The 26901-nt window shown below is 64.1% G+C and carries 27 protein-coding genes; 23 read left to right on the forward strand and 4 right to left on the reverse strand.

Annotated elements, in window-relative coordinates; all coding sequences use genetic code 11:
* Positions 1-82 precede the first annotated feature (82 nt).
* Entirely contained in the window at positions 83-505 is a 423-nt protein-coding gene (ftsB, locus tag NH14_RS25225) for a cell division protein FtsB (RefSeq protein WP_035531125.1), read from the forward strand.
* Positions 506-608: 103 nt separating this feature from the next.
* On the opposite strand, the gene NH14_RS25230 is transcribed toward ftsB, so the two are convergent.
* From NH14_RS25230 to NH14_RS25240, 3 genes are all read right to left on the reverse strand, one after another.
* Entirely contained in the window at positions 609-917 is a 309-nt protein-coding gene (locus NH14_RS25230; protein ID WP_237179761.1) for a hypothetical protein, read from the reverse strand.
* 206 nt (positions 918-1123) lie between these two features.
* Positions 1124-2086 carry an Hsp33 family molecular chaperone HslO gene (gene hslO / locus NH14_RS25235; RefSeq protein WP_035531207.1) on the reverse strand — a complete coding sequence of 321 codons (963 nt, stop codon included), beginning with the start codon at positions 2084-2086 and terminating at the stop codon, positions 1124-1126.
* A gap of 54 nt (positions 2087-2140) precedes the next feature.
* Positions 2141-2665, reverse strand: coding sequence for a gamma carbonic anhydrase family protein (locus tag NH14_RS25240; RefSeq protein WP_035531128.1), 525 nt, complete (start codon positions 2663-2665; stop codon positions 2141-2143).
* A gap of 204 nt (positions 2666-2869) precedes the next feature.
* On the opposite strand from NH14_RS25240, the gene NH14_RS25245 reads away from it, so the two are divergent.
* From NH14_RS25245 to NH14_RS25290, 10 genes are all read left to right on the forward strand, one after another.
* Entirely contained in the window at positions 2870-3781 is a 912-nt protein-coding gene (locus tag NH14_RS25245; RefSeq protein ID WP_035531132.1) for a ferritin-like domain-containing protein, read from the forward strand.
* Between the two features lie 68 nt (positions 3782-3849).
* The gene (locus NH14_RS25250; protein ID WP_035531135.1) at positions 3850-4758 is read left to right on the forward strand and encodes an alpha/beta fold hydrolase; all 909 of its coding nucleotides are present in this window, start codon (positions 3850-3852) and stop codon (positions 4756-4758) included.
* 82 nt (positions 4759-4840) lie between these two features.
* Positions 4841-5671, forward strand: a complete 831-nt coding sequence (locus NH14_RS25255) for a 3',5'-nucleoside bisphosphate phosphatase (protein ID WP_035531136.1) — start codon at positions 4841-4843, stop codon at positions 5669-5671.
* Positions 5672-5845: 174 nt separating this feature from the next.
* The gene (locus tag NH14_RS25260) at positions 5846-6481 is read left to right on the forward strand and encodes an L-threonylcarbamoyladenylate synthase (protein ID WP_035531138.1); all 636 of its coding nucleotides are present in this window, start codon (positions 5846-5848) and stop codon (positions 6479-6481) included.
* Positions 6482-6562: 81 nt separating this feature from the next.
* A complete protein-coding gene (locus tag NH14_RS25265; RefSeq protein ID WP_035531140.1) occupies positions 6563-7228 on the forward strand; it encodes a site-2 protease family protein in 666 nt (221 codons plus the stop codon).
* Between the two features lie 4 nt (positions 7229-7232).
* Positions 7233-8435: a tryptophan--tRNA ligase gene (locus NH14_RS25270; protein ID WP_035531143.1), complete on the forward strand. Its 1203-nt coding sequence runs from the start codon at positions 7233-7235 to the stop codon at positions 8433-8435.
* A 12-nt stretch (positions 8436-8447) separates the two neighbouring features.
* On the forward strand, positions 8448-9143 hold the full coding sequence (locus NH14_RS25275; RefSeq protein WP_084225808.1) for a class I SAM-dependent methyltransferase: 696 nt from the start codon (positions 8448-8450) through the stop codon (positions 9141-9143).
* A 44-nt stretch (positions 9144-9187) separates the two neighbouring features.
* The gene (dapA, locus tag NH14_RS25280; protein ID WP_035531146.1) at positions 9188-10093 is read left to right on the forward strand and encodes a 4-hydroxy-tetrahydrodipicolinate synthase; all 906 of its coding nucleotides are present in this window, start codon (positions 9188-9190) and stop codon (positions 10091-10093) included.
* Between the two features lie 102 nt (positions 10094-10195).
* Positions 10196-11335: an NlpB/DapX family lipoprotein gene (bamC, locus tag NH14_RS25285; RefSeq protein ID WP_035531148.1), complete on the forward strand. Its 1140-nt coding sequence runs from the start codon at positions 10196-10198 to the stop codon at positions 11333-11335.
* Between the two features lie 7 nt (positions 11336-11342).
* Positions 11343-12116, forward strand: coding sequence for an MBL fold metallo-hydrolase (locus NH14_RS25290; RefSeq protein ID WP_035531151.1), 774 nt, complete (start codon positions 11343-11345; stop codon positions 12114-12116).
* Positions 12117-12238: 122 nt separating this feature from the next.
* On the opposite strand, the gene NH14_RS25295 is transcribed toward NH14_RS25290, so the two are convergent.
* Entirely contained in the window at positions 12239-12937 is a 699-nt protein-coding gene (locus NH14_RS25295; protein WP_035531153.1) for a Bax inhibitor-1/YccA family protein, read from the reverse strand.
* A gap of 320 nt (positions 12938-13257) precedes the next feature.
* Between NH14_RS25295 and ndk the strand changes: the two genes are divergently transcribed.
* The 12 genes from ndk to hflC all read left to right on the forward strand — a co-directional run bounded on the left by ndk (position 13258) and on the right by hflC (position 26861).
* On the forward strand, positions 13258-13683 hold the full coding sequence (gene ndk, locus NH14_RS25300; protein WP_035535130.1) for a nucleoside-diphosphate kinase: 426 nt from the start codon (positions 13258-13260) through the stop codon (positions 13681-13683).
* Positions 13684-13811: 128 nt separating this feature from the next.
* Positions 13812-14978, forward strand: coding sequence for a dual-specificity RNA methyltransferase RlmN (gene rlmN, locus NH14_RS25305; protein WP_035535136.1), 1167 nt, complete (start codon positions 13812-13814; stop codon positions 14976-14978).
* 245 nt (positions 14979-15223) lie between these two features.
* Positions 15224-16351, forward strand: a complete 1128-nt coding sequence (locus NH14_RS25310) for a helix-turn-helix domain-containing protein (protein WP_035535126.1) — start codon at positions 15224-15226, stop codon at positions 16349-16351.
* A gap of 113 nt (positions 16352-16464) precedes the next feature.
* On the forward strand, positions 16465-17772 hold the full coding sequence (gene ispG / locus NH14_RS25315) for a flavodoxin-dependent (E)-4-hydroxy-3-methylbut-2-enyl-diphosphate synthase (RefSeq protein WP_035535133.1): 1308 nt from the start codon (positions 16465-16467) through the stop codon (positions 17770-17772).
* Positions 17773-17842: 70 nt separating this feature from the next.
* A complete protein-coding gene (gene hisS, locus NH14_RS25320) occupies positions 17843-19180 on the forward strand; it encodes a histidine--tRNA ligase (RefSeq protein ID WP_035535123.1) in 1338 nt (445 codons plus the stop codon).
* A gap of 99 nt (positions 19181-19279) precedes the next feature.
* Entirely contained in the window at positions 19280-19909 is a 630-nt protein-coding gene (locus NH14_RS25325; RefSeq protein WP_035535121.1) for a tetratricopeptide repeat protein, read from the forward strand.
* 66 nt (positions 19910-19975) lie between these two features.
* Positions 19976-21130 (forward strand): outer membrane protein assembly factor BamB, encoded by a 1155-nt coding sequence (gene bamB, locus NH14_RS25330; RefSeq protein WP_035535118.1) that lies wholly within the window; start codon positions 19976-19978, stop codon positions 21128-21130.
* Between the two features lie 260 nt (positions 21131-21390).
* Entirely contained in the window at positions 21391-22728 is a 1338-nt protein-coding gene (gene der, locus NH14_RS25335) for a ribosome biogenesis GTPase Der (RefSeq protein ID WP_035535115.1), read from the forward strand.
* A 163-nt stretch (positions 22729-22891) separates the two neighbouring features.
* Positions 22892-23128: an RNA chaperone Hfq gene (gene hfq, locus NH14_RS25340; RefSeq protein WP_028210028.1), complete on the forward strand. Its 237-nt coding sequence runs from the start codon at positions 22892-22894 to the stop codon at positions 23126-23128.
* 74 nt (positions 23129-23202) lie between these two features.
* On the forward strand, positions 23203-24375 hold the full coding sequence (hflX, locus tag NH14_RS25345) for a GTPase HflX (RefSeq protein ID WP_084226032.1): 1173 nt from the start codon (positions 23203-23205) through the stop codon (positions 24373-24375).
* Positions 24376-24482: 107 nt separating this feature from the next.
* The gene (gene hflK, locus NH14_RS25350) at positions 24483-25943 is read left to right on the forward strand and encodes an FtsH protease activity modulator HflK (protein ID WP_035535065.1); all 1461 of its coding nucleotides are present in this window, start codon (positions 24483-24485) and stop codon (positions 25941-25943) included.
* A 12-nt stretch (positions 25944-25955) separates the two neighbouring features.
* On the forward strand, positions 25956-26861 hold the full coding sequence (gene hflC / locus NH14_RS25355) for a protease modulator HflC (protein WP_035535040.1): 906 nt from the start codon (positions 25956-25958) through the stop codon (positions 26859-26861).
* Positions 26862-26901: the final 40 nt, after the last annotated feature.

Here is a 26901-nt window from a genome sequence, read left to right on the forward strand (position 1 = left end):
CAGCCTTGCTGTTCTTCTTCGTAATCCCTCTCCGCCGCCCTGCGTCATGCGCAGGGCGGCGTGTATTTATCCGGCACATTACATGCGGCTTGTTACTGTCGTCCTGATTCTCCTGCTCGCGCTGATTCAGTATCCGCTCTGGTGGGGCCATGGCGGCTGGCTGCGTGTGCACGAGCTGCGCGAGCAGCTTGCCAAACAGCAGAAGCAGAACGACGACGAGAAACTGCGCAACGAACGCATTGCGGGCGAGGTGCAGGATCTGCAAAGCGGCACGGCGGCTGTCGAGGAGCGCGCGCGCTACGAGATGGGCATGGTCAAGGACGGCGAGGTGTTCGTGCAATTCGTTTCGCCGAACCAGCCGACCTCCGCGACGCCGACGGGCTCGTCAAACGTTTCTACGCGAGGCGAGATGTCGGCGGCGCCGGTCAAGGTGGTGCCCAACCCGGTGTCGCGCGTGCCGGAGAAGCGGCACGCACACAGCAAGGATGCGAAGAAGGCGGGCTGAATCTCGCCTTCGAGGGCCAAAAAAGCGCGGCTTCCGTTTGTTGGAGGCCGCGCTTTTTTATTTCGTGTACGACGGGGTGTTTGGGTTGCGTGGGGTTGCGTACTTACCAGCCCCAACCAGGGTAGCCATATCCGATGCCCGTGCCCCAGCCACTTCCCCAGCCACCGCTGTAATAGCTGCCATAGACGCTGACAGGCGGCGCATAAGCGCGCGACCAGGCTTGCGCGGCTGCTGCTGCGGTGGCTGCCTGGTCCGACTCGGAGAGCGCCTGACGGTCGATCGCATCGTAGCGCGCGCGTTCTTCGGGCGTGAGCACCGGCGCGGTCTGCAACGCGTCGGCCTGATTGGCGGGCAGGCGGCTGTATATAGGCGAGGGCCCGGGCGGGTCCAGCGTGCAACCGCTCACGAGCATGACGCCCGCAGCGAGCGCAGCCGTTGCGAGCCTCGCCTTTGTGCACTGCAAGCCCCGTGCGCACGAGCGCCATGCGAAGGACTTCGAATTCATTGCTTTCCTCCATCTGTCGGATGCCTAAGCAACGCAGTGATGAGCGGGTCGGGATTCGGCTCATGGTTGCTGCGGTGCGCTGGCGGGCCGGCGCACCGCACGCCCGAAATCGATCAGTGGCGCCGGTCTTCGGCGGGGGCGACGCCTTCTGAGAGCCCCGGCGTGGCGAAAAGTTGCGCCACGTCGACGGGGTCGAACTCGTAACGCTGGTTGCAGTAGTCGCAGTGGATTTCGACGTGGCCCCGCTCCTCGATCACGCCGTCGACTTCCTCGCGGCCCAGCATCTTGAGCATCGCGCCCACTTTTTCGCGCGAGCAGCTGCACAGAAAGCGCGCGGACACCGGCTCGAAGTGATTCACGTTCTCTTGCCAGAAGAGGCGGCGGAACAGCGTTTCCGGCTCCTGCTCCAGCAACTCTTCACGCGTGAGCGTGCCGCCGAGCGTGCACACGCGCTCCCACGTGTCGGCGTCCAGTTCGTGCGGATGCGGCACGATCCCTCCGTCGCCGGGCAGCTTCTGCAGCAGCATGCCTACCGCGCGGTCGTCGTTGGCGCCCAGCCACAGGCGCGTGTCGAGCTGCTCGGAATGATGCATGTAGTGCTCGAGCACCTCCGCGATGGATGCAAGCGGGCCGTTCTCGCCGTTCAGCGGCACGATGCCCTGGTAGGGCTGCTGACCCGGTTGTTTGTTGGCCGGATCGAGCGTGATCACGCAACGGCCCTGGCCGCTCACGTTGATGAGATCGGCGAGCGTGGTGCCAACGGCCAGCGCGGCCACATCTTTGGCTTCGACGCCCTCAGCGAGCCGCGCGGTCGCACGCATCGAAAGGTCGGAGCTGCACTGCACGACCAGCATGCGCACGGGGCCATCGCCGAGGATCTGCATGATCAGCGTGCCGTCGAACTTCAGGTTAGCCGAGAGCAGGGCGCAGGCCGCCATCATTTCGCCGAGCACGGTGCGCACGGGCGCCGGGTACTGCCGGCGCGTCAGCACCTCTTGCCACGTGTTGCGCAACGAGACGATCTCGCCGCGCACTGGGGCCGCGCTGAACATGAATTTTTGCAACTGGTCGTTCACAATCTTTTCCTTCATTTGATCCTTGGCTAGCGCATCCCGCGAGCGGGGCAGCCTTTAGCCGATCCGCACGAGCTGCGCCTTGAAATACTCGCGGCGCTCTGCGTAGACATCCGCGTTGCGCTTGAGGCCGGCGATGTCGGCCTCGGTGAGCTCACGCACGACCTTGGCTGGCGCGCCAAGAATGAGCGAGTTATCGGGGAACACCTTGCCTTCTGTTACCACGGCGCCGGCGCCAACCAGACAGTTGCGGCCGATCACCGCACCATTCAAGACCACGGCCTGAATGCCGATGAGCGCGCCTTCCTTGATCGTGCAGCCGTGCAGCATGGCCTGGTGCCCGACTGTCACATTCGCTTCGAGCGTGAGCGGGAAACCAGGGTCGGTATGCAGCACCGCGCCTTCCTGAACATTGCTGCGCGCGCCCACCTTGATCGGCTCGTTGTCGCCGCGCAGGGTTGCGCCGAACCAGACGCTCGACTCTTCGGCGAGTTCGACTTTGCCGATGACGGTGGCGTTGTCGGCGACAAATACGCTCTCGTGGATGGTGGGCGCTGCTTCGCCAAGCTTGTAGATGGCCACGGTGTTACGTCTCCTTTTATCTGCTGGGGGCGGCTGCGGCATGCGCGCAAGGGCGCTGCGGGCCGGGTGAATCGCGTATTGTAAACGGTTGCGTTCGCGCGCTCTCGCCACTCCCTCAATCGCGCGGGTTGGCATGCCTGACTCGCTTGTGGCAGGTGCGGCGCGTAACCGTCGATTTTTTTGCCGATTTTTGCCTCTTTTGCGATGAGTTCCGTGTTTTCCGAAGCCATCAACTCGACCGATGGCGCCCAGAGCCGCGCCAACTGGCGCGCCGCCGCGCTCGACGCCCTGCGCGAGCGCGATCCGCTTGCCAAGGCTGAGGCCGTTGGCGCGCTCCATGCCGAGGTGCTGCGCGCCGCGTCCCACGATGCCGCGTACTGGGAGGCGGCGCGAACGCTCGTGGCGCCCGCAGATCTCCCGGGCCGCCCGGCACGCCCCGAACTGGTCGAGCCGCGCAGCCTGCAGCGCCGCAGCATGAGCACGCCGCAAGGGCGCGTCGTGCTGCTGCATGCGCTGGCGCATATCGAATTCAACGCGATCAACCTGGCGCTCGACGCCGTTTGGCGCTTCGCGAATCTGCCCGACGCGTTTTACGCCGACTGGCTGAGGGTGGCGGCCGAGGAGGCGTATCACTTCTCGCTGCTGCGCCAACGGCTCGCGGACTATGGCCACGTCTACGGCGATTTCCCGGCGCACAACGGCCTCTGGGAAATGTGCGAACGCACGAGCGGCGATGTGCTCGCGCGCATGGCGCTGGTGCCGCGCGTGCTGGAGGCGCGCGGCCTCGACGCGTCGCCGCCCATCCGCGCACGCCTGAAGCAGGCCGGTGACAACGAATCCGCGGAGATTCTCGACATCATCCTGCGCGACGAAGTCGGGCACGTACGCATCGGCAATCACTGGTTCCGTTATCTGTGCGAGGCGCGCGGCCTGGATCCCCATGCGGCGTGGCTTGCGCTCGCTACGCAGTACAACGCGCCGCGCATGCGCGGGCCGTTCAATTTCGAGGCGCGCCGTTCAGCGGGCTTCGATCAGGCCGAACTCGACGCACTGGCGGCGCAGGATGCCGCAGCGGCGAGCGAATCCGCCGCCCGCAGCGGCACAGAGGAAAAGTAAAAGGGCGGCAGCCCATCTGTCAGATCGTGCCGATATAATCGAACGATCATTCGTTTTATGCGCGCACAATGAATCTTTCCCGATCCGAATTCGTCGACGTGAACGGCATCCGCCTGCACGTGCGTCGCTGGGGCGCCGAAGACGCGCCCACGCTCTTCATGCTGCATGGCTGGATGGACGTGGCCGCCTCGTTCCAGTTCGTCGTCGATGCGCTCGGCGGCAGCTGGCAGGTGATCGCGCCGGACATGCGCGGCTTCGGCCTGTCGGACTGGCCGGCGGCGCAGCAGGGCGGGGGCGGCTATTGGTTCCACGACTACCTCGCCGACCTGGACGCGCTGCTCGACCATTACGCGCATGAGGCACAAGCGGGCGAGGTGAACCTGGTCGGGCACAGCCTGGGCGCGAATGTCGCGTGCTTCTACGCGGGCGTGCGGCCCGAACGCGTGCGACGCGTGGTCGATCTGGAAGGCTTCGGCATGCCGGCGACCGCGCCCGCGCAGGCGCCGGCACGCGTGCGCCAATGGCTCGATGAAATGCGCGTGCCGCCGCAATTACGCCCCTACGCCACGCTCGACGATGTGGCCGCGCGGCTCATGAAGACGAACCCGCGTCTCGCGCCGGCGCGCGCGCGTTTTCTCGCCCAGCACTGGTCGAAGCCGGCCGGCGGCAAGCCTGGCGAAGGCGGCTACATGCTGCTCGGCGATCCCGCGCACAAGTTGGTCAATCCGGTTCTGTACCGCATCGAAGAGGTCATGGCGGTCTGGGCGTGCGTGCGCGCGAAGGTGCTGCATGTCGAAGCCACGCAATCGGAGACGCTCGCGCGCATCGCGGGCAAGGTGCCCATCGACGTCTTCAAGAAGCGCTTCGAGGCCTTTCCCGACTGGCGCGAGCGCTTCATCGACGACGCGGGCCATATGATTCATCACGATCAGCCCGAAGCGGTCGCCCATCTCATCGAGGCGTTCTGCGCCGTCTAGCGGCTCCGCCGTCTCAAACCGCCTTCGCCGCATTGCAGTAAAATGGATCGTTATTGTTTTCAAGCCTGTTTTTGAGCCCTCGATGAACGCCGACCTCCACTGTCACTCCACTGTCTCCGACGGCCAGCTGGCTCCGGCTGCCGTTGCGCAGTTGGCGAAGGCGGCCGGCGTAACAGTGTGGGCGCTCACCGATCACGACGAACTGGGCGGCCAGCGCGAGGCGCGTGCCGCTGCCGACGCGCTCGGCATGCACTATCTCAACGGCGTCGAGATTTCCGTTACGTGGGCGTCGCGCACGGTGCACATCGTCGGCCTGCATGTCGATCTCGAATGCACGGCGCTCGTCGACGGACTCGCTCGCACGCGCGACGGCCGCGCCGCGCGCGCCGAGGCGATCGGCGAGCGTCTGGAAGCGCTCGGCATTCCGAACGCCTACGAAGGCGCACTTCAATACGTCTCGAATCCCGATCTGATTTCACGTACCCACTTTGCGCGTTTTCTCGTGGAATCCGGCCGCGCTCAGCACACGCAGGACGCGTTTTCGCGCTGGTTGGGCGAGGGCAAGCCGGGCTATGTCGCGCATCGCTGGGCCAAACTCTCGGATGCCGTCGGCTGGATCAAGGCCGCGGGCGGCGAAGCCGTGGTTGCGCATCCTGGTCGCTATCACTACACGCCGCTCGAATTCGACACGTTCTTTGGCGAGTTCATCGACCTCGGCGGCAAAGCCATTGAAGTCGTCACGGGCAGCCATACGCCCGACCAGTACGGCGAATACGCCGCCGTTGCGCGCCGCTTTGGCTTCGAGGCGTCGCGCGGCTCGGACTTTCACGCCCCCGGCAAGGAGGCGATCTTGCCGGGCTCGCTGCCGCCTCTGCCTTCCGATCTCAAGCCTGTCTGGGAGCGATGGCTTTAGGCCGCGCGCCCAGCGTGGCCCATCTCCGCCGTTCTTGCGTCACTGCGCGGTCTTTTGTTCGTCGCGCCGTTCTTCATTTTGTGCCGTCCGGTTCGTTTCGCTAGTTGCGCGGTTGCATCACCATTGCGCGACGCGTTTCCTGTTCCGTTTTGCCTCCGTTAGCTGATTACTGCCATGTCACAGTTTTTTCGGCTTCACCCAGAAAACCCGCAGCCGCGCCTCGTCAAGCAGGCCGTGCAAATCATTCGCGATGGCGGGGTGATCGCGCTGCCCACCGATTCGAGCTACGCGCTCGCCGCACGCATCGACGACAAGCAGGCCGCCGAGCGTCTGCGCCGCATCCGCGAACTCAACGAAAAGGCGCTGCTCTCGCTGATGGTGCGCGATCTTTCCGAGCTCGCCAATTTCGCGATGGTGGACAACCGCCAGTACCGGCTCATCAAGTCGGTGACGCCAGGGCCTTACGTATTCGTGCTGGAAGCGACGAAGGAAGTCCCGCGGCGGCTCTCGCACCCCTCGCGCAAGACCATCGGGCTGCGCGTGCCGGGTCATGCGATCCCGCTCGCGATTCTCGAGGAGCTGGGCGAGCCGCTGCTCGCCTCGACGCTGATCCTGCCGCCCGACACCGAGCCGCTCAACGACCCCGAGGAAATCCGCGAGCGCCTCGAAAAGCAGCTCGATCTCGTGATCGACGGCGGGGCGTGTCCGCGCGAGTCGTCCACCGTCATCGACCTCACCGGCGATGAGCCCGTGCTCGTGCGCGCGGGGCGTGGCGACCTCGCGCCGTTCGGGCTGGAGGAGCCGGCTTGATGCGCGCGGCCTGCATGGGCGTCGGCGCATTGGTTCCGGTATTGGCTCCGCATTGACAGCGCGTTGTTACAATACGCCGCCATGGACGCCAACATCATTCAGACGCTCGCCGTCTACGCCTTGCCGGTGATCTTTGCGATCACGCTGCATGAAGCCGCTCACGGATACGTCGCCCGCCTGCTCGGCGACAACACCGCCTATGTATTGGGCCGCGTGTCGCTCAATCCGATGCGCCACATCGATCCGGTCGGCACGATCGCGATGCCGCTCATCCTCTATTTCCTGACGAGCGGCGCGTTCGTGTTTGGCTATGCCAAGCCGGTGCCGATTGCATTCGGCAATCTGCGCAATCCGCGCTGGGGCACGCTGTGGGTCGCTGCGGCGGGCCCGGCCTGCAACTTCGTGCAGGCGCTTATTTGGGGCGTGGTCGGCGTGGGCCTGGCGGTATTCGGCGTCGATGAGCCGTTCTTCACGCGCATGGCCGCGGCTGGCGTGGGCGTGAATCTGGTGCTCGGCGTGCTGAACCTCTTTCCGATGCCGCCGCTCGACGGCGGGCGGGTGCTCGCAGCGCTGCTGCCCACGCGCGCAAGCATTGCGCTCTCGCGTCTCGAGCCCTATGGTTTCATCATCGTGATGGCGCTCCTCGTGAGCGGCGTCTTTACGCGCTTCTGGCTGCGCCCGCTCGTGTCGCTCGGCTACGACGCGGTGACGGCTATCCTTACTCCCCTTGTATCGCTTCTCTCATAACATCATGTTCCCTGACCGTATCTTCTCCGGCATGCGGCCCACCGGGTCGCTGCACCTCGGCCACTATCACGGCGTGCTGAAAAACTGGGTGCGGCTTCAGTCCGAGTACCCGTGTTTCTTCTGCGTGGTCGACTGGCATGCGCTCACGACGCACTATGAAACGCCCGAGGTCATCGAGAAGAACGTGTGGGACGTGCTGATCGACTGGCTGGCTTCCGGCATCGATCCGAACCAGTCGACGCTGTTCATCCAGAGCCGCGTGCCCGAGCACGCGGAGCTTGCGCTGCTGCTCGGCATGAGCACGCCGCTATCCTGGCTCGAGCGCGTGCCTACGTACAAGGAGCAGATCGAGAAGCTGCGCGACAAGGATCTCGGCACTTACGGCTTCCTCGGCTACCCCGTGCTGATGGCCGCCGACATCCTGCTGTACCGCGCCTCGCTCGTGCCGGTGGGCGAGGACCAGGTGCCGCACGTCGAGATGGCGCGCGAAATGGCGCGGCGCTTCAACTACATGTACGGCCGCGAGCCCGGTTTCGAGGACAAGGCCAACGAAGCCGCGAAGAAGCTCGGCGGCAAGCGCTCGAAGCTCTATCACGAACTGCGCAATGCATGGCAGCAGGAAGGCAATGAAGAGGCGCTCGAACAGGCGCGCGCGCTGCTGTCCGAGTCGCAGAGCCTCTCGATGAGCGACCGCGAACGCCTGTTCGGCTACCTCGAAGGCGAGCGCAAGATCATCCTGCCGGAGCCGCAGGTGCTGCTGACCGAGGCGTCGCGCATGCCGGGCCTCGACGGCCAGAAGATGTCGAAGTCGTACGGCAACACGATCGGCCTGCGCGAAGACGCCGAGTCGATCACGAAGAAGGTTCGCACCATGCCGACCGACCCCGCTCGCGTGCGTCGCACCGATCCGGGCGATCCGGACAAGTGCCCGGTGTGGCAGCTGCATCAGGTCTACACCGATGCCGAGACCCACGACTGGGTGCAGAAGGGCTGCCGAACGGCTGGCATTGGTTGTCTCGAGTGCAAGCAGCCGGTGATCGAAGGCATCCTGCGCGAGCAGCAGCCGATGCTCGAGCGCGCACAGAAGTACATGGACGATCCGTCGCTGTTGCGCGCGATCGTGGCCGATGGTTGCGACAAGGCGCGCAAGTTCGCCAACGAAACCATGCGCGACGTGCGTGAGGCAATGGGCCTCTCTTATAACTAAGCAGCGGTTGCGATGACGCTCGCTTCCGGCAGCAGCACACCGCTCGCATCCACGGGGCTGAACCATGCGGGCCAGTCCGAGCCCTCGGGCTGGGTACGCCAGTGGGCGCACCTGATCGCGCCTGGCGGTTCGGTGCTCGACGTCGCCTCGGGCGGGGGGCGCCATGCGCGCTGGCTCGCGGCCCGCGGCCATTCGGTGGTGGCGCTTGACCGCGACGCCGCCGCGCTCGCGACGATGCGCGGCGTGGCCGGCATCGCCACGCTCGAGTGCGACCTGGAGGGTGCACCCTGGCCGCTGCCGGCCGACGCACGTTTCGCGGCGATCGTCGTGACGAATTATCTGCATCGTCCGCTCATGCCGCGTCTCATCGATGCACTCGCGCCGGGCGGCGTGCTAGTTTACGAAACCTTCGCGCAAGGCAACGAGACGGTCGGCAAGCCTTCGAACCCGGCATTTCTGCTGGCGCCGGGCGAGTTACTGGCGGTTTGCGCGCCGGCGCTGCGCGTGATCGCTTACCAGGACGGATTTCTCCCACAACCCCGCGAGGCGTTCGTTCAGCGTATTTGTGCTGTGCGCGAGATGCGCGCCGCGCACAACCCGGCGGCGGAAAACCTTGCCTGTCAGAACGAGGCGGATTCAGTCGAAAGAACCGGTAATGGCGCCGCGACTCAGGTACTACCCCTGGCTCGTTACGATCTGACCGGTTAATCCGCTACAATCGCGGTTTAACGTACTCATTTTTTTGAAGTTTCATGGCTAACGGAACTCAGGACGGCATCACGTTGCGCGGCAGCATTCCCGCGATCGTCACCCCCATGCACGAAGACGGCAGCCTCGATCTGCCGGCGTTTCGCAAACTGATCGACTGGCACGTGGAAGAGGGGACGGATGCCATCGTCGTCGTCGGCACGAGCGGCGAGTCCGCCACGCTCGACGTCGAAGAGCACATCCTGATGGTCAAGACGGCGGTTGAGCATGCCGCCGGCCGCTTGCCGATCATCGCCGGCGCAGGCGGCAATTCCACGGCCGAGGCGATCGAGCTCACGAAGCTTGCCAAGAATGTCGGCGCGCAGGCGTCGCTCCAGGTCGTGCCCTATTACAACAAGCCGACCCAGGAAGGCATGTACCGCCATTTCGCGAAGATCGCGGAAGCGGTGGACCTGCCCGTGCTGCTGTACAACGTGCCGGGCCGCACGGTCGCGGACATGTCGAACGAGACGATCCTGCGTCTTGCGCAGGTGCCCGGCATCGTTGGCGTGAAGGAAGCCACGGGCAACATCGATCGTGCCGCGCATCTCATCAAGCATGCGCCGGAAGGCTTCAAGATCTTCAGCGGCGACGATCCCACTGCGATCGCGCTCATGCTGCTCGGCGGCCACGGCAATATTTCGGTGACCGCGAACGTTGCGCCGCGCCAGATGAGCGAGCTGTGCCGCGCCGCGCTTGAGGGCGACGTGAAGACCGCGCGCGCGATCCACCTGAAGCTGCTTTCGCTGCACAAGAATCTGTTCATCGAATCGAACCCGATTCCGGTGAAGTGGGCGCTGCAGGAACTCGGCCGCATCGAAGGCGGCATCCGCCTGCCGCTCACACCGCTCGACGAGCGCTACCACGACGTGGTGCGCACCGCGCTGCGCGAGGCGGGTCTAATCGGCTAACCGGCTCAAGTTCTTCCCAGCCGCAAACGCCGTATTTTCAACCGACGCCGCCACGAATCCCGGCAGGTCAAGGCTTAGCGTTACCGTATTACGAAGGTCCACATGAAACGTTCCGTTCTTTCTCTCCACGCCACCCGCATGGCAGTGCTGGCGCTCGCACTCGGCTCGCTCGCGGGCTGCGAGTCGCTGAACGATATGTTCGCGTCGGATCGCGTCAACTATAAGGACACGCCAAGCGCGCCGGCATTGGCCGTGCCGCAGGATCTCTCGACGGTGCCGAGCGACCAGAAGTACGTCGCGCCGCCCCCCACGGTGACGCTCGGCGGCGCAGCGCAGCGCACTGTCACGAGCGCGGGCAATGCCACGCTCGGCGTGCCGAATGCACAGGATCCGCTCGGCATGCACGTCGAGCGTGACGGTGACCGCCGCTGGCTTGTAATCGACGGCCGCACGCCCGACGACGTCTGGCCGCAACTGCAGGAATTCTGGACCGACAGCGGCTTCACGCTCACGACCGATTCGCCGGCCACGGGGATCATGACTACGGACTGGGCTGAAAACCGCGCCAATATTCCGGACGACTGGTTCCGTCGCACCATTGGCCGCGTGGTCGACTTCGCGTATTCGTCGGGCACGCGCGACAAGTTCCGTACGCTGGTCACGCGCGGCGCGAACGGCCAGACCGACATTTCGATCACGCACAGTGCGATGGAAGAAATGCTGACCGGGCAGGACAAAACGTCGTCGAGATGGGTTGAGCGTCCGCGCGATCCGGCCCTCGAAGCCGCATTCCTCGCGAAAATTATGCAAAAGTTCGGCCTGAGCGACGCTCAGTCCAAGCAACTGCTGACCGATGCGCGCCCGTCGACCGCAGCGGCCAAGGTCGCGTCAGGTTCGGACGGCACTACGCTCGATCTGCCCGAGGCGTTTGACACTGCCTGGTTGCGTGTGGGCCTCGCGCTCGATCGCACCAATTTCACTGTCGACAATCGTGACCGCGAGAAGGGCATCTACTACGTGCGCTACGCGGACTCCATGCAGGAACTCAAGGGTGACGGCCTGTTCGGCAAGATGTTCTACAACCCGAAGAAGGCCGCGAAAAATCAGGGGCCGGAGTACATGATTTCGGTGCGCTCGAACGGCAATTCGACTCAGGTCGCGGTGCTCTCCGCGAACGGCCAGGTGGATACGTCGGCGGATGCGCAGCGCATTGTGACGGCGCTTCATTCCCAGTTGAACTGACCCGGCCGTGCGCTTTGCAAGCCTCGGCAGCGGTAGCGAGGGCAATGCACTGGTCGTGGAAGCGGGCTGCGGCGCGACGCCCACGCGCGTACTGCTGGACTGCGGATTCTCGGCGAAGGAAGTCGAGCGGCGGCTAGCCCGGGCGGGTTTGGCTGCCGATACGCTGAGCGCGATTCTCGTCACCCACGAACATAGCGACCATATCGGCAGCGCGCTGACGTTGGCGCGCCGCTGGTCGATCCCGCTCTATATGAGCTGGGGAACGGCGCAGGCAGTCGGCGCCGACGATGCCGGCGTCGAACTCAACGTCCTCTGGAGCGACGGGCTGGTTGAAATTGGCGAGCTAGGCGTGCTGCCGTACACCGTGCCGCACGATGCGCGCGAACCGCTGCAATTTGTCTTCAATGACGGCGCGAGCCGGCTAGGGGTGCTGACCGACGTTGGCGAGTCGACGCCGCATATCCATGCCGTGCTAAGCGGCTGCGACGCGCTCGTGCTCGAGTGCAACCACGATCCGGAGATGCTCGCGGCGAGTCGTTATCCAGCGTCGCTCAAGGCGCGCATTGGCGGCTCCCACGGTCACCTGAACAACGAGGCCGCTGGCGGGATTCTCGCGGCGCTCGATCGATCGAAACTGCGCCATCTGGTTGCGGCGCACCTGAGCCAGCAGAACAACACGCCAGAACTTGCCCGCGCCGCCATGGCGGCCGTGCTGGGCAACGCGGTCACAGAAATCGGGGTTGCGACGCAAGGCGAAGGCTTCGACTGGCTCGTTCTCTGAACTCCGGTTTTAAGCTGTCTACGGCCCAGGGCGAATGCTCGCGGACGAAAAAAGCCCATGACTCGCATCATGGGCTTTTCTGCTTGCGCACGAGGACCGGAACAAAGCCGGCCCTGAGCGGTTTAGTTACGGTTGCCGCCGAAAATGCCGAGGATCGCGAGCAGATTCGTGAACACGTTGTAGAGATCCAGATAGATCGCGAGCGTGGCCGTGATGTAGTTGGTCTCGCCGCCGTTCACGACGCGCTGCACGTCGAACAGCATATAGGCCGAGAAGATCACGATCGCCAGCACGGACACCGTGAGCATCAGCGCCGGCAGGTGCAGGAACATGTTCGCGATCCCGGCGAGCAGGATCACGATCACGCCCATGAACAGCCACTTTCCGAGACCCGAGAAATCGCGCTTGCTGACAGTGGCGATGGTGGCCATGGCCGCGAAGATCACGCCGGTGCCACCGAACGCGAGCATGATGAGCGACGCGCCGTTCGACATGCCGAGGATGAACGACAGCAGTCGCGAGAGCATCAGGCCCATGAAGAACGTGAAGCCCAGCAGCACGAACACGCCGAGCGAACTGTTCTTGGTGCGCTCGATGGCGAAGATGAAGCCGAATGCGATGGCGAAGAACGCGAGCAGGCTCATCGTGGGGCTGGTGGCGGCGAACAGCGAGAAACCCGTGTAGACGCCCAGCCACGCGCCGAACACCGTTGGCACCATCGACAGCGCGAGCAGCCAGTAGGTGTTGCGCAGTACGCGGTTGCGGGTCTCGGCGGAAACAACGGTGCCGCCGCGGCCGAAGTTGTAGGGGTACTCGTTCATGCTTTCTCCTTGCGTGAGACGCGTGGCAGGCGGCGTGCGACGGTTGCACAATCCGCTCCCTCTTAAGATATGCGTGGTGTCCCGGAGTTTCAACGGGGCAGCATGCGGTTTCGCCACGACAGATTGGCCGCCGTAGTTTTGTTACAGGGGGAGCGTAGTCTCCCATGCTTAATTGGCGCTGAAAGTCCCGGCAGCACGGCTTTTGCGCCCGCTGGGGCTCGTCCACCAACCTAACGGGGTTCAATCGCAATCATACATGGGAACATGCTACAATTGCGGATTCATTTGAATCTGTAACCTCTTAATTTTCTGGAGTTTTTATGGCGCTCGAACGCACCCTGTCGATTATCAAGCCGGACGCAGTGGCAAAGAACGTGATCGGCCAGATCTACAGCCGCTTCGAAAACGCTGGTCTGAAGATCGTTGCCTCGCGCATGGTCCACCTCTCGCGCGCCGACGCCGAGAAGTTCTATGCTGTTCATGCAGAGCGTCCGTTCTTCAAGGACCTCGTCGAGTTCATGATCTCGGGCCCGGTGCAGATCCAGGTCCTGGAAGGCGAGAACGCAATTCTGAAGAACCGCGACCTGATGGGCGCGACCGACCCGAAGAAGGCGGACAAGGGCACGATCCGCGCCGACTTCGCGGACAGCATCGACGCCAACGCAGTTCACGGCTCGGACGCTGTTGAAACGGCACGCGTCGAAATCGCGTTCTTCTTCCCGGAAATCAACGTTTACTCGCGCTAAGCAACTAAAGCGCGATAGCAGTTCAAGCAGCATAGGGTCGCGAACGGCGATGTCGTTCACTGTCCGGTGCCGGGTTCTCTCGAATCCGGCGGTGAACGCGCTCTCGCACTGAAATGGCAGGATTCGACATGACGAGCAGTTCCACCGTCAACCTTCTCGATCTCGACGCTCAAGGGCTCGTCGCATATTGCGAGAGCCTGGGTGAGAAGCCGTTTCGCGCCAAACAGCTTCAGCGCTGGATTCATCAATACAATGCCGCCGACTTCGACGGCATGACGGATCTGGCCAAATCGCTGCGCGAGAAGCTTAAAGGGCGCGCCTCGATCGGCATGCCCGGCATCATTTCCGACAACGTTTCGTCCGACGGCACGCGCAAGTGGCTCGTGGACGTCGGCAACGGCAACGCGGTCGAGACCGTGTTCATCCCCGAAGAAACGCGCGGCACGCTGTGCGTGTCGTCACAGGCGGGATGCGCAGTGAATTGCCGGTTTTGCTCGACCGGCAAGCAAGGATTTTCACGCAATCTCACCACTGCCGAGATCATCGGCCAGTTGCGCATGGCGGAATTCGCCCTGCGTGCCTCGCTGCATGGTGACGCAGCTGAAAATCGCGGCGGTCGTGCGACCGGCGGTGAGGGCAAGGGTGAGCGCGTCATCACCAACGTGGTGATGATGGGCATGGGCGAGCCGCTCCTGAATTACGATGCGGTCGTGCCCGCGATGCGCCTGATGCTCGACGATAACGCCTATGGCCTCTCGCGCCGGCGCGTCACGCTTTCGACCTCGGGTGTCGTGCCCATGATGGACCGCCTTGGCGCCGACCTGCCGGTCGCGCTCGCGGTGTCGCTGCACGCGCCCAACGACGCGCTGCGCGACGAGTTGGTGCCGCTTAACCGTAAATACCCGCTGCGCGAGCTGATGGCCGCTTGCCAGCGCTATCTGAAGGTTGCGCCGCGCGACTTCATCACGTTCGAATATTGCATGCTCGACGGCGTCAACGACACGGAAGAGCACGCACGGCAGTTGCTGGCAGTTACCCGTGACGTCCCGTGCAAATTCAACTTGATCCCGTTCAATCCATTCCCCGAGTCGGGTCTGCTGCGCTCGAAATCGGATCAGATCAAGCGTTTCGCGCAGATCCTGATGGATGCGGGCGTTGTCACCACCGTGCGCAAGACGCGCGGCGACGACATCGACGCGGCCTGTGGTCAGCTCGCGGGCGAGGTGAAGGACCGTACGCGCCTCGCCGAGCGCAGTGCGCGAAAGGTAATCGATGTGCATCCGGTTCGGCATTGAACACAGTCTGCCGGGATGTTGCGGACAACGGTAGTGGCGGGCAATAAAAACGCACGAAAGGCAGTATCGACGCAGTTGCGCGGGGAATGACGCAACGTAGCCGTCAGATTTGACACGAAACATTGCAGAAGCGATCGGATGCGGCACGGTGGCCGCGCATTTTGTTATAAACGGTCTGCGAATCGAGCAGGGCGCGGCGCGCCCGCCGGTTCCGGGTAGAAAAGAATCGACGCAAGGACTTTGGGATGAGCGAGCCGCAGCACCCTTTCGGGACAGACGGAACAGAGACCAACGCAGGCCGTTCGGTATCCGACGGCTCGCCATCGCCAGTGCAGGCCGTGCCCGACACGCTGGCCGCGGTGGGCGCGCGTCTTGCGCAATTGCGCACGGCGAAAGGCTGGTCGGTTGAGGACGTCTCGGCGCGTCTGAAGGTGGCGGTGCCGAAGCTGCGCGACCTCGAGGCGGGCGACATCAGCCATTTGCCGGATGCAACGTTTGCGCTCGGTGTGGTGCGAGCCTATGCGAAGCTGCTTGGCGCCGATCCCGCGCCGCTTACCCAGGCGCTGCGCCGCGAGCGTGGCGTTCCGCAGCCGGATCTGTCGATGCCCGCATCGGCGGGCGCGGATTTGCCGCGCGGCCGCGTCTCGCTTTCGTTGGGCGGCGGTGGGCATGCGCCGCGCCGCCGTGCGTCGTGGCTGTGGGGTCTCGCGTTCATCGTGATCGCCGTGATCGGGATTTCGATGTGGCACACGAATAGCGGCGAATCGTCGGCATGGTTCGCGCGCCTGAAGTCGATGGCGGGTGGCGCGACCACTGCCGCGAACAACGAATCGGGCGCAGCTTCGGCCACGGTGGCGGAGGGCTCGACGGCGGCTTCAGCGGTTGAGCAGGGCGCAGGCCAGGAGCAAGGCGGCGAGGCCGCGAACGCTGCCAATGCCACGAACACCCAGGCAGACGGTCAAGTTAGCGGCCAGGCCGCAGGCGCTCAAAGCGCAGCGAGCGCGCCGCAGACGGTCGCAGCAGCACCGGCAAGCGCCGCGCCGGCCGTGAATGCCGCGCCAGCGAGCGCGGCTGCTGTGGCGGCCGCCGCACCGGAACAAGCGGCTTCGGCGCCGGAGGCACCCGGTACGTCGAGGTTCGCGATTCGCGTGACGCAGGATTCCTGGGTCAGCGTGCGCCAGAAAGACGGTAAGGAGCTCTTCTCCGGGCTGATCCACGGCAACGATGGGCGTGAGATTTCCGGTGTAGAGCCGCTCAGGATCACGGTGGGCAATAAGGCCGGCATCGAGTCGATGACCATCGACGGTCAGCCGGTGGACGCATCGAAGTATGCGTCGGCGCGTGGCAATGTCGCGCGCTTCGTGCTGCCCTGATCAAGACATGACGTGCATCGCGGCCAGTTGAAGGGCCGCGATGCTTTTTCAATTCGCGCTGCGTCGTACTCGTCAAGGGTGTCGACGCGCGCGAGGTGTAAATGGGTTCTTCGATGCAAAGCGAAACGCAATCCCCGTCCAGCAACAGCCAAATATGTTCCAGCGAGCCGATCCTCGGTGGTCACGCGCCGCGACGCAAGTCGCACGCCGTGCATGTGCGCTGGGGCGGCCAGTTGGTGACGATCGGCGGCGACGCGCCGGTGCGCGTGCAGTCGATGACCAATACCGACACCGCGGACGCGATCGGTACGGCTATCCAGATCAAGGAGCTGGCGCAGGCCGGCTCCGAACTCGTGCGCATCACGGTGAACACGCCGGAAGCCGCCGCGGCCGTGCCGCATGTTCGCGAGCAACTCGATCGCATGGGCGTGACGGTTCCGCTCGTCGGCGACTTCCACTACAACGGCCACCTGCTGCTGCGTGACTATCCCGCGTGCGCCGAGGCGCTCTCGAAGTACCGCATCAATCCCGGTAATGTTGGCCAGGGCGCCAAGCGCGACACGCAGTACGCGCAGATGATCGAGGCCGCGATCAAGTACGACAAGCCGGTGCGTATCGGCGTGAACTGGGGCAGCCTCGACCAGGACCTGCTCGCGCGCATGATGGATGAGAACGCGGCGCGTTCGACGCCGTGGGAAGCGCAGAGCGTGATGTACGAAGCGCTGATCCAGTCGGCCATCGGTTCGGCGGAGCGTGCCGTCGAACTCGGCCTCGGCCGCGACAAGATCATCCTGTCGTGCAAGGTCAGCGGCGTGCAGGATCTGATCGCGGTCTACCAGCAGCTCGCCAGGCGTTGCGATTTCGCGCTGCACCTCGGCTTGACCGAAGCGGGCATGGGCTCGAAGGGCATTGTCGCGTCGACGGCCGCGCTCTCGGTGCTGCTCCAGCAGGGCATCGGCGACACCATCCGCATCTCGCTCACGCCGGAGCCGGGCGCTTCGCGCACGGGCGAAGTCGTGGTCGGACAGGAAATTTTGCAGACCATGGGTCTGCGCTCGTTCACGCCGATGGTCATCGCGTGCCCGGGCTGCGGCCGCACGACCAGCACGCTGTTCCAGGAGCTTGCTTCGCAGATCCAGAATTATTTGCGCGCGCAAATGCCGATCTGGCGCGGTGAATATCCGGGCGTGGAGACGATGAACGTCGCCGTCATGGGCTGCATCGTGAACGGCCCGGGCGAGTCCAAGCACGCGAACATCGGCATCAGCCTGCCGGGCTCGGGTGAGAATCCCGCAGCGCCCGTGTTCGTCGACGGCCAGAAGGTCAAGACGCTGCGCGGCGAGCATATTGCCGAGGAATTCCAGCAGATCGTGAGCGACTACGTCGTACGCAAGTACGGCAAGACCGAAGCGACGGCCTGAACGCCGCGTTTTTCGGATATCGATTCCTGGCGCAACCGAATATCGCCTTTGCAGGCACATACGCAACGCAATGACTGAACAGAAAAGAAAGCTCGAAAAACTGACCGGCGTTAAGGGCATGAATGACATCCTGCCGCAGGACGCAGGGTTGTGGGACTTCTTCGAAACGACCGTGAAGTCCATGCTCCGTTCGTACGGATACCAGAACATCCGTACGCCGATCGTCGAGCATACGCAGCTCTTTACGCGCGGCATCGGCGAAGTGACCGACATCGTCGAAAAAGAGATGTATAGCTTTACCGACGCGCTCAACGGCGAGAACCTTACGCTTCGTCCGGAAAACACGGCGGCTGTCGTGCGCGCGTCGATTGAGCACAACATGCTCTACGACGGCCCGAAGCGTCTGTGGTACGTCGGCCCGATGTTCCGTCACGAGCGTCCGCAGCGCGGCCGCTATCGCCAGTTCCATCAGGTTGGCGTGGAAGCGCTCGGTTTCGCGGGCCCGGATGCGGACGCGGAAATCATTCTGATGTGCCAGCGCCTTTGGGACGACCTCGGCCTGACCGGCATCAAGCTGGAGATCAATTCGCTGGGTCTCGCCGAAGAGCGCGCCGCGCATCGCGTCGAACTCATCAAGTATCTCGAGCAGCACGTCGATCTGCTCGACGAAGACGGCAAGCGTCGCTTGTATACGAACCCGCTGCGCGTGCTCGACACGAAGAACCCCGCGCTCCAGGAAATTGCAAACAATGCGCCGAAGCTGATCGACTTCCTCGGCGAGCACTCGCGCGCCCACTTCGACGGGCTGCAACGTCTGCTCAAGGCGAACAACATTCCGTTCAAGATCAACCCGCGTCTCGTGCGCGGTCTCGATTACTACAATCTGACCGTGTTCGAGTGGGTCACCGACAAGCTCGGCGCGCAGGGCACGGTGGCGGCCGGCGGCCGCTACGATCCGCTGATCGAACAGCTCGGCGGCAAGCCTACGGCCGCGTGCGGCTGGGCAATGGGCGTCGAGCGCATTCTCGAACTGCTCAAGGAAGAGAACCTCGTGCCGGAAGAGGAAGGTTGCGACGTCTACGTCGTGCACCAGGGCGAGGCAGCGCGCGAGCATGCGTTCATCGTGGCGGAGCGTCTGCGCGATACCGGTCTCGATGTCATTCTCCATTGCAGCGCGGACGGCCAGTCGGCGAGCTTCAAGTCGCAGATGAAGCGCGCGGACGCAAGCGGCGCGGCGTTCGCCGTGGTGCTTGGCGAAGACGAAGTGGCCAAGGGCGCAGCGGGCGTGAAGGCGCTGCGCGGTGGCGCCGATGCGGCTCGCAGCGAGCAACAGACGGTAGCACTCGAAGACTTGACCGAATATCTAATCAATGCGATGGTTGCATCCGCCGAAGACGGCGACGATTGATAGGGTCGCTTCGGGGCGCGGTGCGGGATCGATGCATTCAGCCGGCGCCCGTGGCGCGCCCGGCAGTTGGCTTCAGAATAAACAAGGAATCGCTACGCGATGAGTTACCACGACGAACAGGAATCGATCGAGAGTTTCAAGGCATGGTGGGCGCAGTGGGGCAATGCCACTACGTGGATCGTGCTGATCGTTATGCTCGCGCTCGCCGCGTGGAACGGCTGGAACTTCTGGCAACGCCGCCAGGCCGCTGAGGCCGCAGTGTTGTACGACCAGGTGCAGCAGGCGGCCACCGGCAGCGACAAGGCAATGCTCACACGCATCGCGACCGACATGGAAGACCGCTTTGGCGGCACCGCGTATGCGCAGATGACCGCGCTGAGCGTGGCCAAAGCGCTCTATATGGCGGGCGACACCGCGGGCGCGAAGGCTCAATTGCAGTGGGCGGCTGATCACGCGAAGGACGAGGAGTTCCGGCAGGTCGCGAAGATCCGCCTGGCTTCCGTTCTGCTCGACGAGAAGGCCTACGATCAGGGCCTCGCGCTGATCCCTCAACCGGATTCGGGACCGTTCAAGGGCATCGTCGCGGACGGCCGCGGCGACCTGCTCGCGGCAGCGGGCAAACAGGATGATGCGCGCGCGGCCTACAAGCTCGCACTCGACAGCCTGCCCAAGAGCGATGCCGCCGAGCGCCAGTTGGTCCAGTTCAAGCTCGACGCGCTGGGCGGCTGAGCAAGCTGCGCCTGCTGCCCGTGAATATAAACAGCTAAACCATTTCCATTCATGCTTCGTTCACCGATGAATTTGCTGAAACGAACCGTTGTACCTGTCGCCTGTGCGATGACCGCGATGACTGTTCTCGCGCTGGCGGCTTGCTCGTCGACGAAAGATGAGCGTCGCGTACCGGTGCCGCTGACCGAGTTCAAGCCGGCGCTGGACGTCCAGCAGGTGTGGAAGGCGAGCGTCGGCAAGGCCGGCCGTTATCTGTTCTCGCCGGTCGCCGTGGGCGATGCGGTCTACGCTGCTGGCGAAAACGGTTCGGTCGCGAAGTTCGACGCGCAGACGGGCAAGGAAGTCTGGAGCACGAAGCTCAAGGACGATATCTCCGCAGGCGTTGGCAGCGATGGCAATCTCACGGCCGTCGGCGGCCTGAAGGGCACCGTCTACGTGCTCGACGCCAACGGCAAGCTCTCGTGGCAAGCCAAGGCGCCGGGCGAGATCATTTCGCCGCCGCTGGTCGGCAACGGTCTCGTGATCGTGCGCACCATTGACGGCCAGATCGTCGCGTTCAACGGCCAGACTGGCGAGCAGAAGTGGGTCTATCGCAACCGCGCGGTGCCGCTCAATCTGCGTGTCTCCGCTGGCATGACGTTCGCGGGCGAGCAGGCCGTAATCGCAGGCTTCCCGGGCGGCTCGTTCGCGGCGATCAATCTGCAAAGCGGCGATGCGTTCTGGGAAACGCCGGTGTCGTATCCGAAGGGTGTGACTGAAGTCGAGCGCATCAATGACGTGAGTGGTCCGCCCACACTCGTCGGCGCGACCACTTGCGCGGTCACGTTCCAGGGCCAATTGGGCTGCTTCGACGCCAATTCTGGCCGTCCGATGTGGGAGAAATCGTTCTCGAGCACGAGCGGCATCGCTCAGGGCGACACCGAGGTAGTCGGTGGCGACGACTGGTCGGTCGTGAAGGCATATAACGTCTCGACCGGTGAGCAGGTCTGGAGCACGGACAAGCTGAAGAACCGCGACGTCAGCGTGCCTGCGGTGCTCGGCCACGCAGTCGTGGTTGGCGACTACCAGGGTTACGTGCATTTCCTTTCTCTCGACGACGGCAGCTTCGTCTCGCGCGTGAAGACCGACGGCAGCCCGATCACCGCTGCGCCGGTGCTGGCTGGCAACACGCTCATCGTGCAGACGAAGGACGGCGACTTGTACGGCCTGCGTCCGCGTTAATCGGACGGGGACGCCCGGCGCGGGATGTCGGGCGTCGCATCGAGGGGCCGCGCCCGCGGGCAGCGGCCTCTTGTATTTTGTACTTGCGCAATAGTGTCCTCGACCGGCACGCGCCGGAACCCCTAAGGGCTCACCCAGCGGGCGCGCGGCCCATTTCGTGATAATTTGCAACTATCGCAACTCTGCAAGCCTGAACGCAGACGCTTGCCGCGCGATGCGCCGGACCTGCCGGCGCCGCGCCTTACTGTAGAAAAGATCAGATGAAACCCGTAATCGCCCTCGTCGGGCGCCCCAATGTGGGGAAATCCACGCTCTTCAACCGGCTCACGCGTTCGCGCGATGCGCTGGTGGCCGATCTGCCCGGTCTCACGCGCGACCGCCATTATGGCGAAGGGCGGGTGGGCGATCGCGCCTATCTCGTGGTCGATACCGGCGGCTTCGAACCGATCGCGAAAGACGGCATCCTGCACGAAATGGCGCGTCAGACGCGCCAGGCGGTGGAGGAAGCCGACATCGTCGTATTCATCTGCGATGGACGTAATGGCCTCGCGCCGCAGGACAAGCATATCGCCGATTACCTGCGCAAGACGGGCCGGCCGATCTTTCTCGTGGTCAATAAGGCCGAAGGCATGAAGTACAGCGCCGTCGCGGCCGACTTCTACGAACTTGGCCTTGGCGACCCGCGCGCGATTTCCGCGGCGCACGGCGACGGCGTAACGGAGATGATCAACGAGGCGCTCGATCAGGCCTACGCGGATCGGCCGGAAGAGGGTGACGAGGACGCCGGCAAGCATGGCATCAAGATCGCGATCGTTGGCCGCCCGAACGTGGGCAAGTCCACGCTCGTGAACACGCTGATCGGCGAAGACCGCGTGATTGCGTTCGACATGCCCGGCACCACGCGCGACTCGATCTATGTGGATTTCGAGCGCGGCGGCAAGAAGTACACCTTGATCGACACCGCGGGTCTGCGTCGCCGCGGCAAGGTATTCGAGGCGATCGAAAAGTTTTCGGTCGTCAAGACGCTGCAGTCGATTGCCGATGCGAACGTGGTCATCTTGCTGCTCGATGCGCGCCAGGAAATCTCGGATCAGGACGCGCATATCGCCGGCTTCGTGGTGGAGCAGGGGCGTGCGCTCGTGGTGGGCGTGAACAAGTGGGATGGCATGGACGACCATGCGCGCGAGCGCACCAAGCACCACTTGCAGCGCAAGCTGAAGTTTCTCGATTTCGCGGAAATGCGCTTCATCTCAGCCACCGAAAAATTCGGCATTGGCCCGCTGATGCGCTCGGTGGACGAGGCGTATGCCGCGGCGATGGCCAAACTTCCGACTCCGCGCCTGACGCGCGCGCTCATCGAAGCGGTGGAGTTCCAGCAGCCCCGCCGTCGTGGCCCCGTGCGTCCGAAGCTGCGCTATGCGCACCAGGGGGGACAGAACCCACCCATTATCGTGATCCACGGCAATGCGCTCGATGCTGTGACCGAGACCTACAAGCGCTACCTGGAGAACCGCTTCCGGGAAACTTTCTCGTTGACCGGGACTCCATTGCGCATAGAGTTTCGTTCCTCGACCAATCCCTACACTGAAAAAAGTTGAGTTGCGTTCGCTACCCCGCGCAAGCGCACTGTTGAGCCTCCTGGCTGGACGGTGTGGAGGGGCGCGGTGGAACGAGAATCAGCTATAGTGTAGCGATTGGCGCCGGATTTCTTTTTCTTCGGCGCCAGTTTAGTTAAACCTGCAAAAAAATACGGAGTTTGCTATGAGCAACAAAGGGCAACTGTTACAAGACCCGTTTCTGAACGCGCTGCGCAAGGAGCACGTGCCTGTTTCGATCTATCTGGTCAACGGCATCAAGCTTCAAGGGAACATTGAATCGTTCGACCAGTACGTCGTGTTGCTCCGTAATACGGTTACGCAAATGGTTTACAAGCACGCCATTTCCACGGTGGTTCCGGCGCGTCCGGTGAACTTCCACCCGGATGCGGAAGCGTCCTGATCCTCGACGCGGCCGGTCCGGAGCGCCCCGCTGGCGCTCGCAGTCCGGCCGCTTTCATTTTGATATCTGCTAATTTGATCAACGCCGCACTCGTCGGCATCGACTTCGGCAAGACCGACTTCGAAGCCAGTCTCGAAGAACTCAGCCTGCTCGCAAAGAGCGCGGGCGCTTCGCCCGCTGTCACGCTTACCGGACGCCGCTCCAGTCCGGACGCTGCCATGTTCATCGGCAGCGGCAAGGCCGAGGAACTGCGTCTCGCCTGTGAAGCGAACGACATCGAAATCGTCATTTTCAATCACGCGCTTTCGCCCGCCCAGCAACGGAATCTGGAGCGTGCGCTGAATCGCCGCGTGGTGGATCGCACGAGCCTCATTCTCGACATCTTCGCGCAGCGTGCGCGCAGCCACGAAGGCAAGCTTCAGGTCGAGCTTGCGCAGCTTCAGTATCTCGCCACGCGCCTCGTGCGCGCATGGACTCACCTCGAGCGTCAGAAGGGCGGTATCGGCCTGCGCGGCCCCGGCGAGACGCAGCTCGAAACCGACCGGCGACTGATCGGCGAGCGCATCAAGATGCTGCAGGGCAAGCTCGCCAAGCTGCGTCGCCAGCATGGCACGCAGCGGCGTCAACGCGAGCGCACGCGCACGATGTCGGTTTCGCTGGTCGGTTACACCAACGCGGGCAAGTCCACGCTGTTTAACGCGCTCACCAAGGCGCAGGCCTATGCGGCCGACCAGTTGTTTGCGACGCTCGACACGACGTCGCGGCGCGTGTGGCTCGGCGACGATGTCGGCCAGATCGTGTTGTCGGATACCGTTGGCTTTATTCGTGAACTGCCTCACCAGCTCGTCGCGGCGTTTCGCGCGACGCTGCAGGAAACGGTCCAGGCCGACTTGTTGCTGCACGTGGTGGACGCGTCGAGTTCCGTGCGGCTCGACCAGATCGACCAGGTGAACGAAGTGCTGCACGAGATTGGCGCGGACACGATTCGCCAGGTGCTGGTGTTCAACAAGATCGACGCCGTGCCAGAACTGGCGGCCCGCGGCGGGACGGTCGAGCGGGACGAGTATGGTAATATTTCGCGCGTCTTTTTGAGCGCGCGCACGGGCGTCGGACTGGATGCGCTGCGCGCCGCCATCGCCGAAATCGCGACTGCCGAGCCGCTCGCCCAGCCGTCGCAGTTCCTCGCCGCCGACTGGAGCGCGGCGCCGCTCGAACAACCCAGCAGGGAGCCCGAACTCGGCCGCTGAACGCTATCGGAAAGCGCCTCGCGGTGCGTCCGAACGGCGGACCCAGTTGCGCCGACGAGGTATTTCCACGCACATGACCCGCTGTCTACTCTGGTGAACGAACACAGGTGAACGATTACAACAAGCGGACTGGCTGGCAGCGCGCGCGCGCCATTTTCTCGTTGAACGACCCGCGTTGGGGCCGTGGCGAGGGCAATGGTCAGCGCACCGACGACGCACGGCGCCCGTCGGGCAATAACGGCAACAACGGCGGCGGCAAGGGTGACGGCCCCCCCGATCTCGACGAAATGTGGCGTGATTTCAATCGCCGGTTGTCGACGTTCTTCGGCAAGAAGGGCAAGGGTCCGGGCGGGCTTGGGCCGCGGCCCGACAACGGCCGCAATGCGCGCATCGGCGTGGGTATCGTGCTTGGCGTGCTGATCGCCATTTATGTGGGCAGCGGCGTGTTCGTGGTCCAGGATGGGCAGGCCGGCGTCGTGTTGCAGTTGGGCCAGTATCGCCACACGGTCGGCCAGGGCGTGCACTGGCGTTTCCCTTTCCCGTTCCAGTCGCAGGAAATCGTGAATGTCGGCCAGATCCGCAGCGTCGAGATCGGCCGCAATAATCTCGTACGTCCGTCGAATGTGAAGGATGCCTCGGTGCTCACGCACGAAGGCGATATTCTCGATGTGCGTTTCACCGTGCAGTACCAGGTCAAGCAGCCTACCGATTATCTGTTCCATAGCGCCGATCCGGATCTTGCCGTGAGCCAGGCCGCGCAGGCCGCCGTGCGCACCGTGGTGGGCGCGCATAGCACCCACGATCTGCTCTTTGGGGACCGTGAACCGATTCGCGCGCAGCTTGCCGATTCCATCCAGCATGCGCTGGACGTCTACAAAACAGGGCTTGGCGTGGTCGGCGTGACGATTCAGGGCGTTTCGGCGCCCGATCGCGTGCAGGCGGCCTTCGACGACGAGACGAAGGCGCGACAGGAAAGCGAGCGCGCGAAACGCGACGCGCAGACCTACGCCGATCAGTTGTTGCCGCGCGCGCAAACCGAGGGGGCGCGCGTGATCGAAGACGCCAAGGCCTACAGCGACCGCGTGGTGGCGAAGGCGCAGGGCGACGCGCAGCGTTTTAACAGCGTCTACGACCAATACGCGAAAGCGCCGGCCGTCATTCGGGAGCGCATGTATCTGGACACCATGCAGCACATCTACTCGAATACGACGAAGGTGTTCGTTGACAGCAAGTCGGGCAATAACGTGATCTATTTGCCGCTCGACAAGATCGTCGACGCGACGCGTCAGCGCGCCGCCGCGGCAGCGGGAGCCTCGGGCGCGGCCGCCGCGCCGGCGGGCGGTGCATCAGATGCAGCGAGCGCTGCAGCAGCGCCTGCAGCAAGCACCGACGTGCAGCAAGGCACGCAGCCGCAAAGCCCGCAGCAGGGTGCACAGCAGGGCGTGCAACCCGCGCAGCAGAGCGCGGCACCGGCGCCGTCCGCGAGCGAAGCGGCCCGGGCGGCCAGCGACGCTTTCCGTTCGCGCGACGCGCTGCGTTCGCGCGGCCGCGAAGACGACGTGCAATAACGGAGCGCCGACATGAACAAGATCATTGCGTTCGTCGTCGCCTTCGTGGTGGTGGTGCTAGTGGCATCGTCGGCGGTGTTTGTCGTCGATCCGCGCCATGTTGCGGTGGTATCCGCTTCGGGCGGCGCCAATGCGACGCTCGCGGGCCCGGGCCTGCATGTGAAACTGCCGCCGCCGTTCCAGACCGCCACGCTCGTCGATACGCGTATCCAGGCGTTCGATGCGCCCGATGCCGACCGTTACACGACAGCAGACAAGACCGAGCTGCTCGTGAACCCGGTCGTGCACTATCGCGTGGCCGATCCGCTCAAGCTTTTTGCGGCCACCAAGGGCGATCCGCAGACCCTCGCGGACCGGCTCGCGCCGCTCTCGCGCGATGCGCTGTCGAGCGCCTTCTCAAAGGTCGATCTGAACGAAGCCCTTGCGCAGCAGGAAGCGGTCGTCAATGGCGCGCGTGACGCGCTCAAGACGGCCGCGGCGCCGCTCGGCATCGATGTGATCGATATCGAGCTCACGCGCATCGACTATCCGGCGGAGCTTGCCGAGGTGGTCTACAAGCGCATGAGCGCCGCGCGCGAGCAGGCCGCCGCCGACCAGCGCGCGAAGGGCGCTGCCGAGGCGCAGAAGATCAAGGAAGAAGCCGAGCGTCAGCAGCAGGCGGCGCTGGCCGATGCGAACAGCCAGGCGCAGGCCATCAAGGGCGAAGGCGACGGCAAGGCTGCCGCAATCGCCGCGCAGGCATATGGCCGCGATCCGGACTTCTATCGCTTCTATCAAAGCATGCAGGCGTACCGCGAGAGCTTCAAACCCGGCGACGTCGTTGTGGTCGATTCGTCGAGCGACTTCTTCCGCTTCATGCGCAGTCCGAACGCAGAGGCGCAGCCGGCTCCTGCCGCCGCCGCGCCGCGCAAACATTAAACAAATGAGACACGGGCGCCGCGCCTCTGCGCGGCGCGTT

This window comes from Paraburkholderia sacchari (genome assembly GCF_000785435.2).
Lineage (GTDB): Bacteria > Pseudomonadota > Gammaproteobacteria > Burkholderiales > Burkholderiaceae > Paraburkholderia > Paraburkholderia sacchari.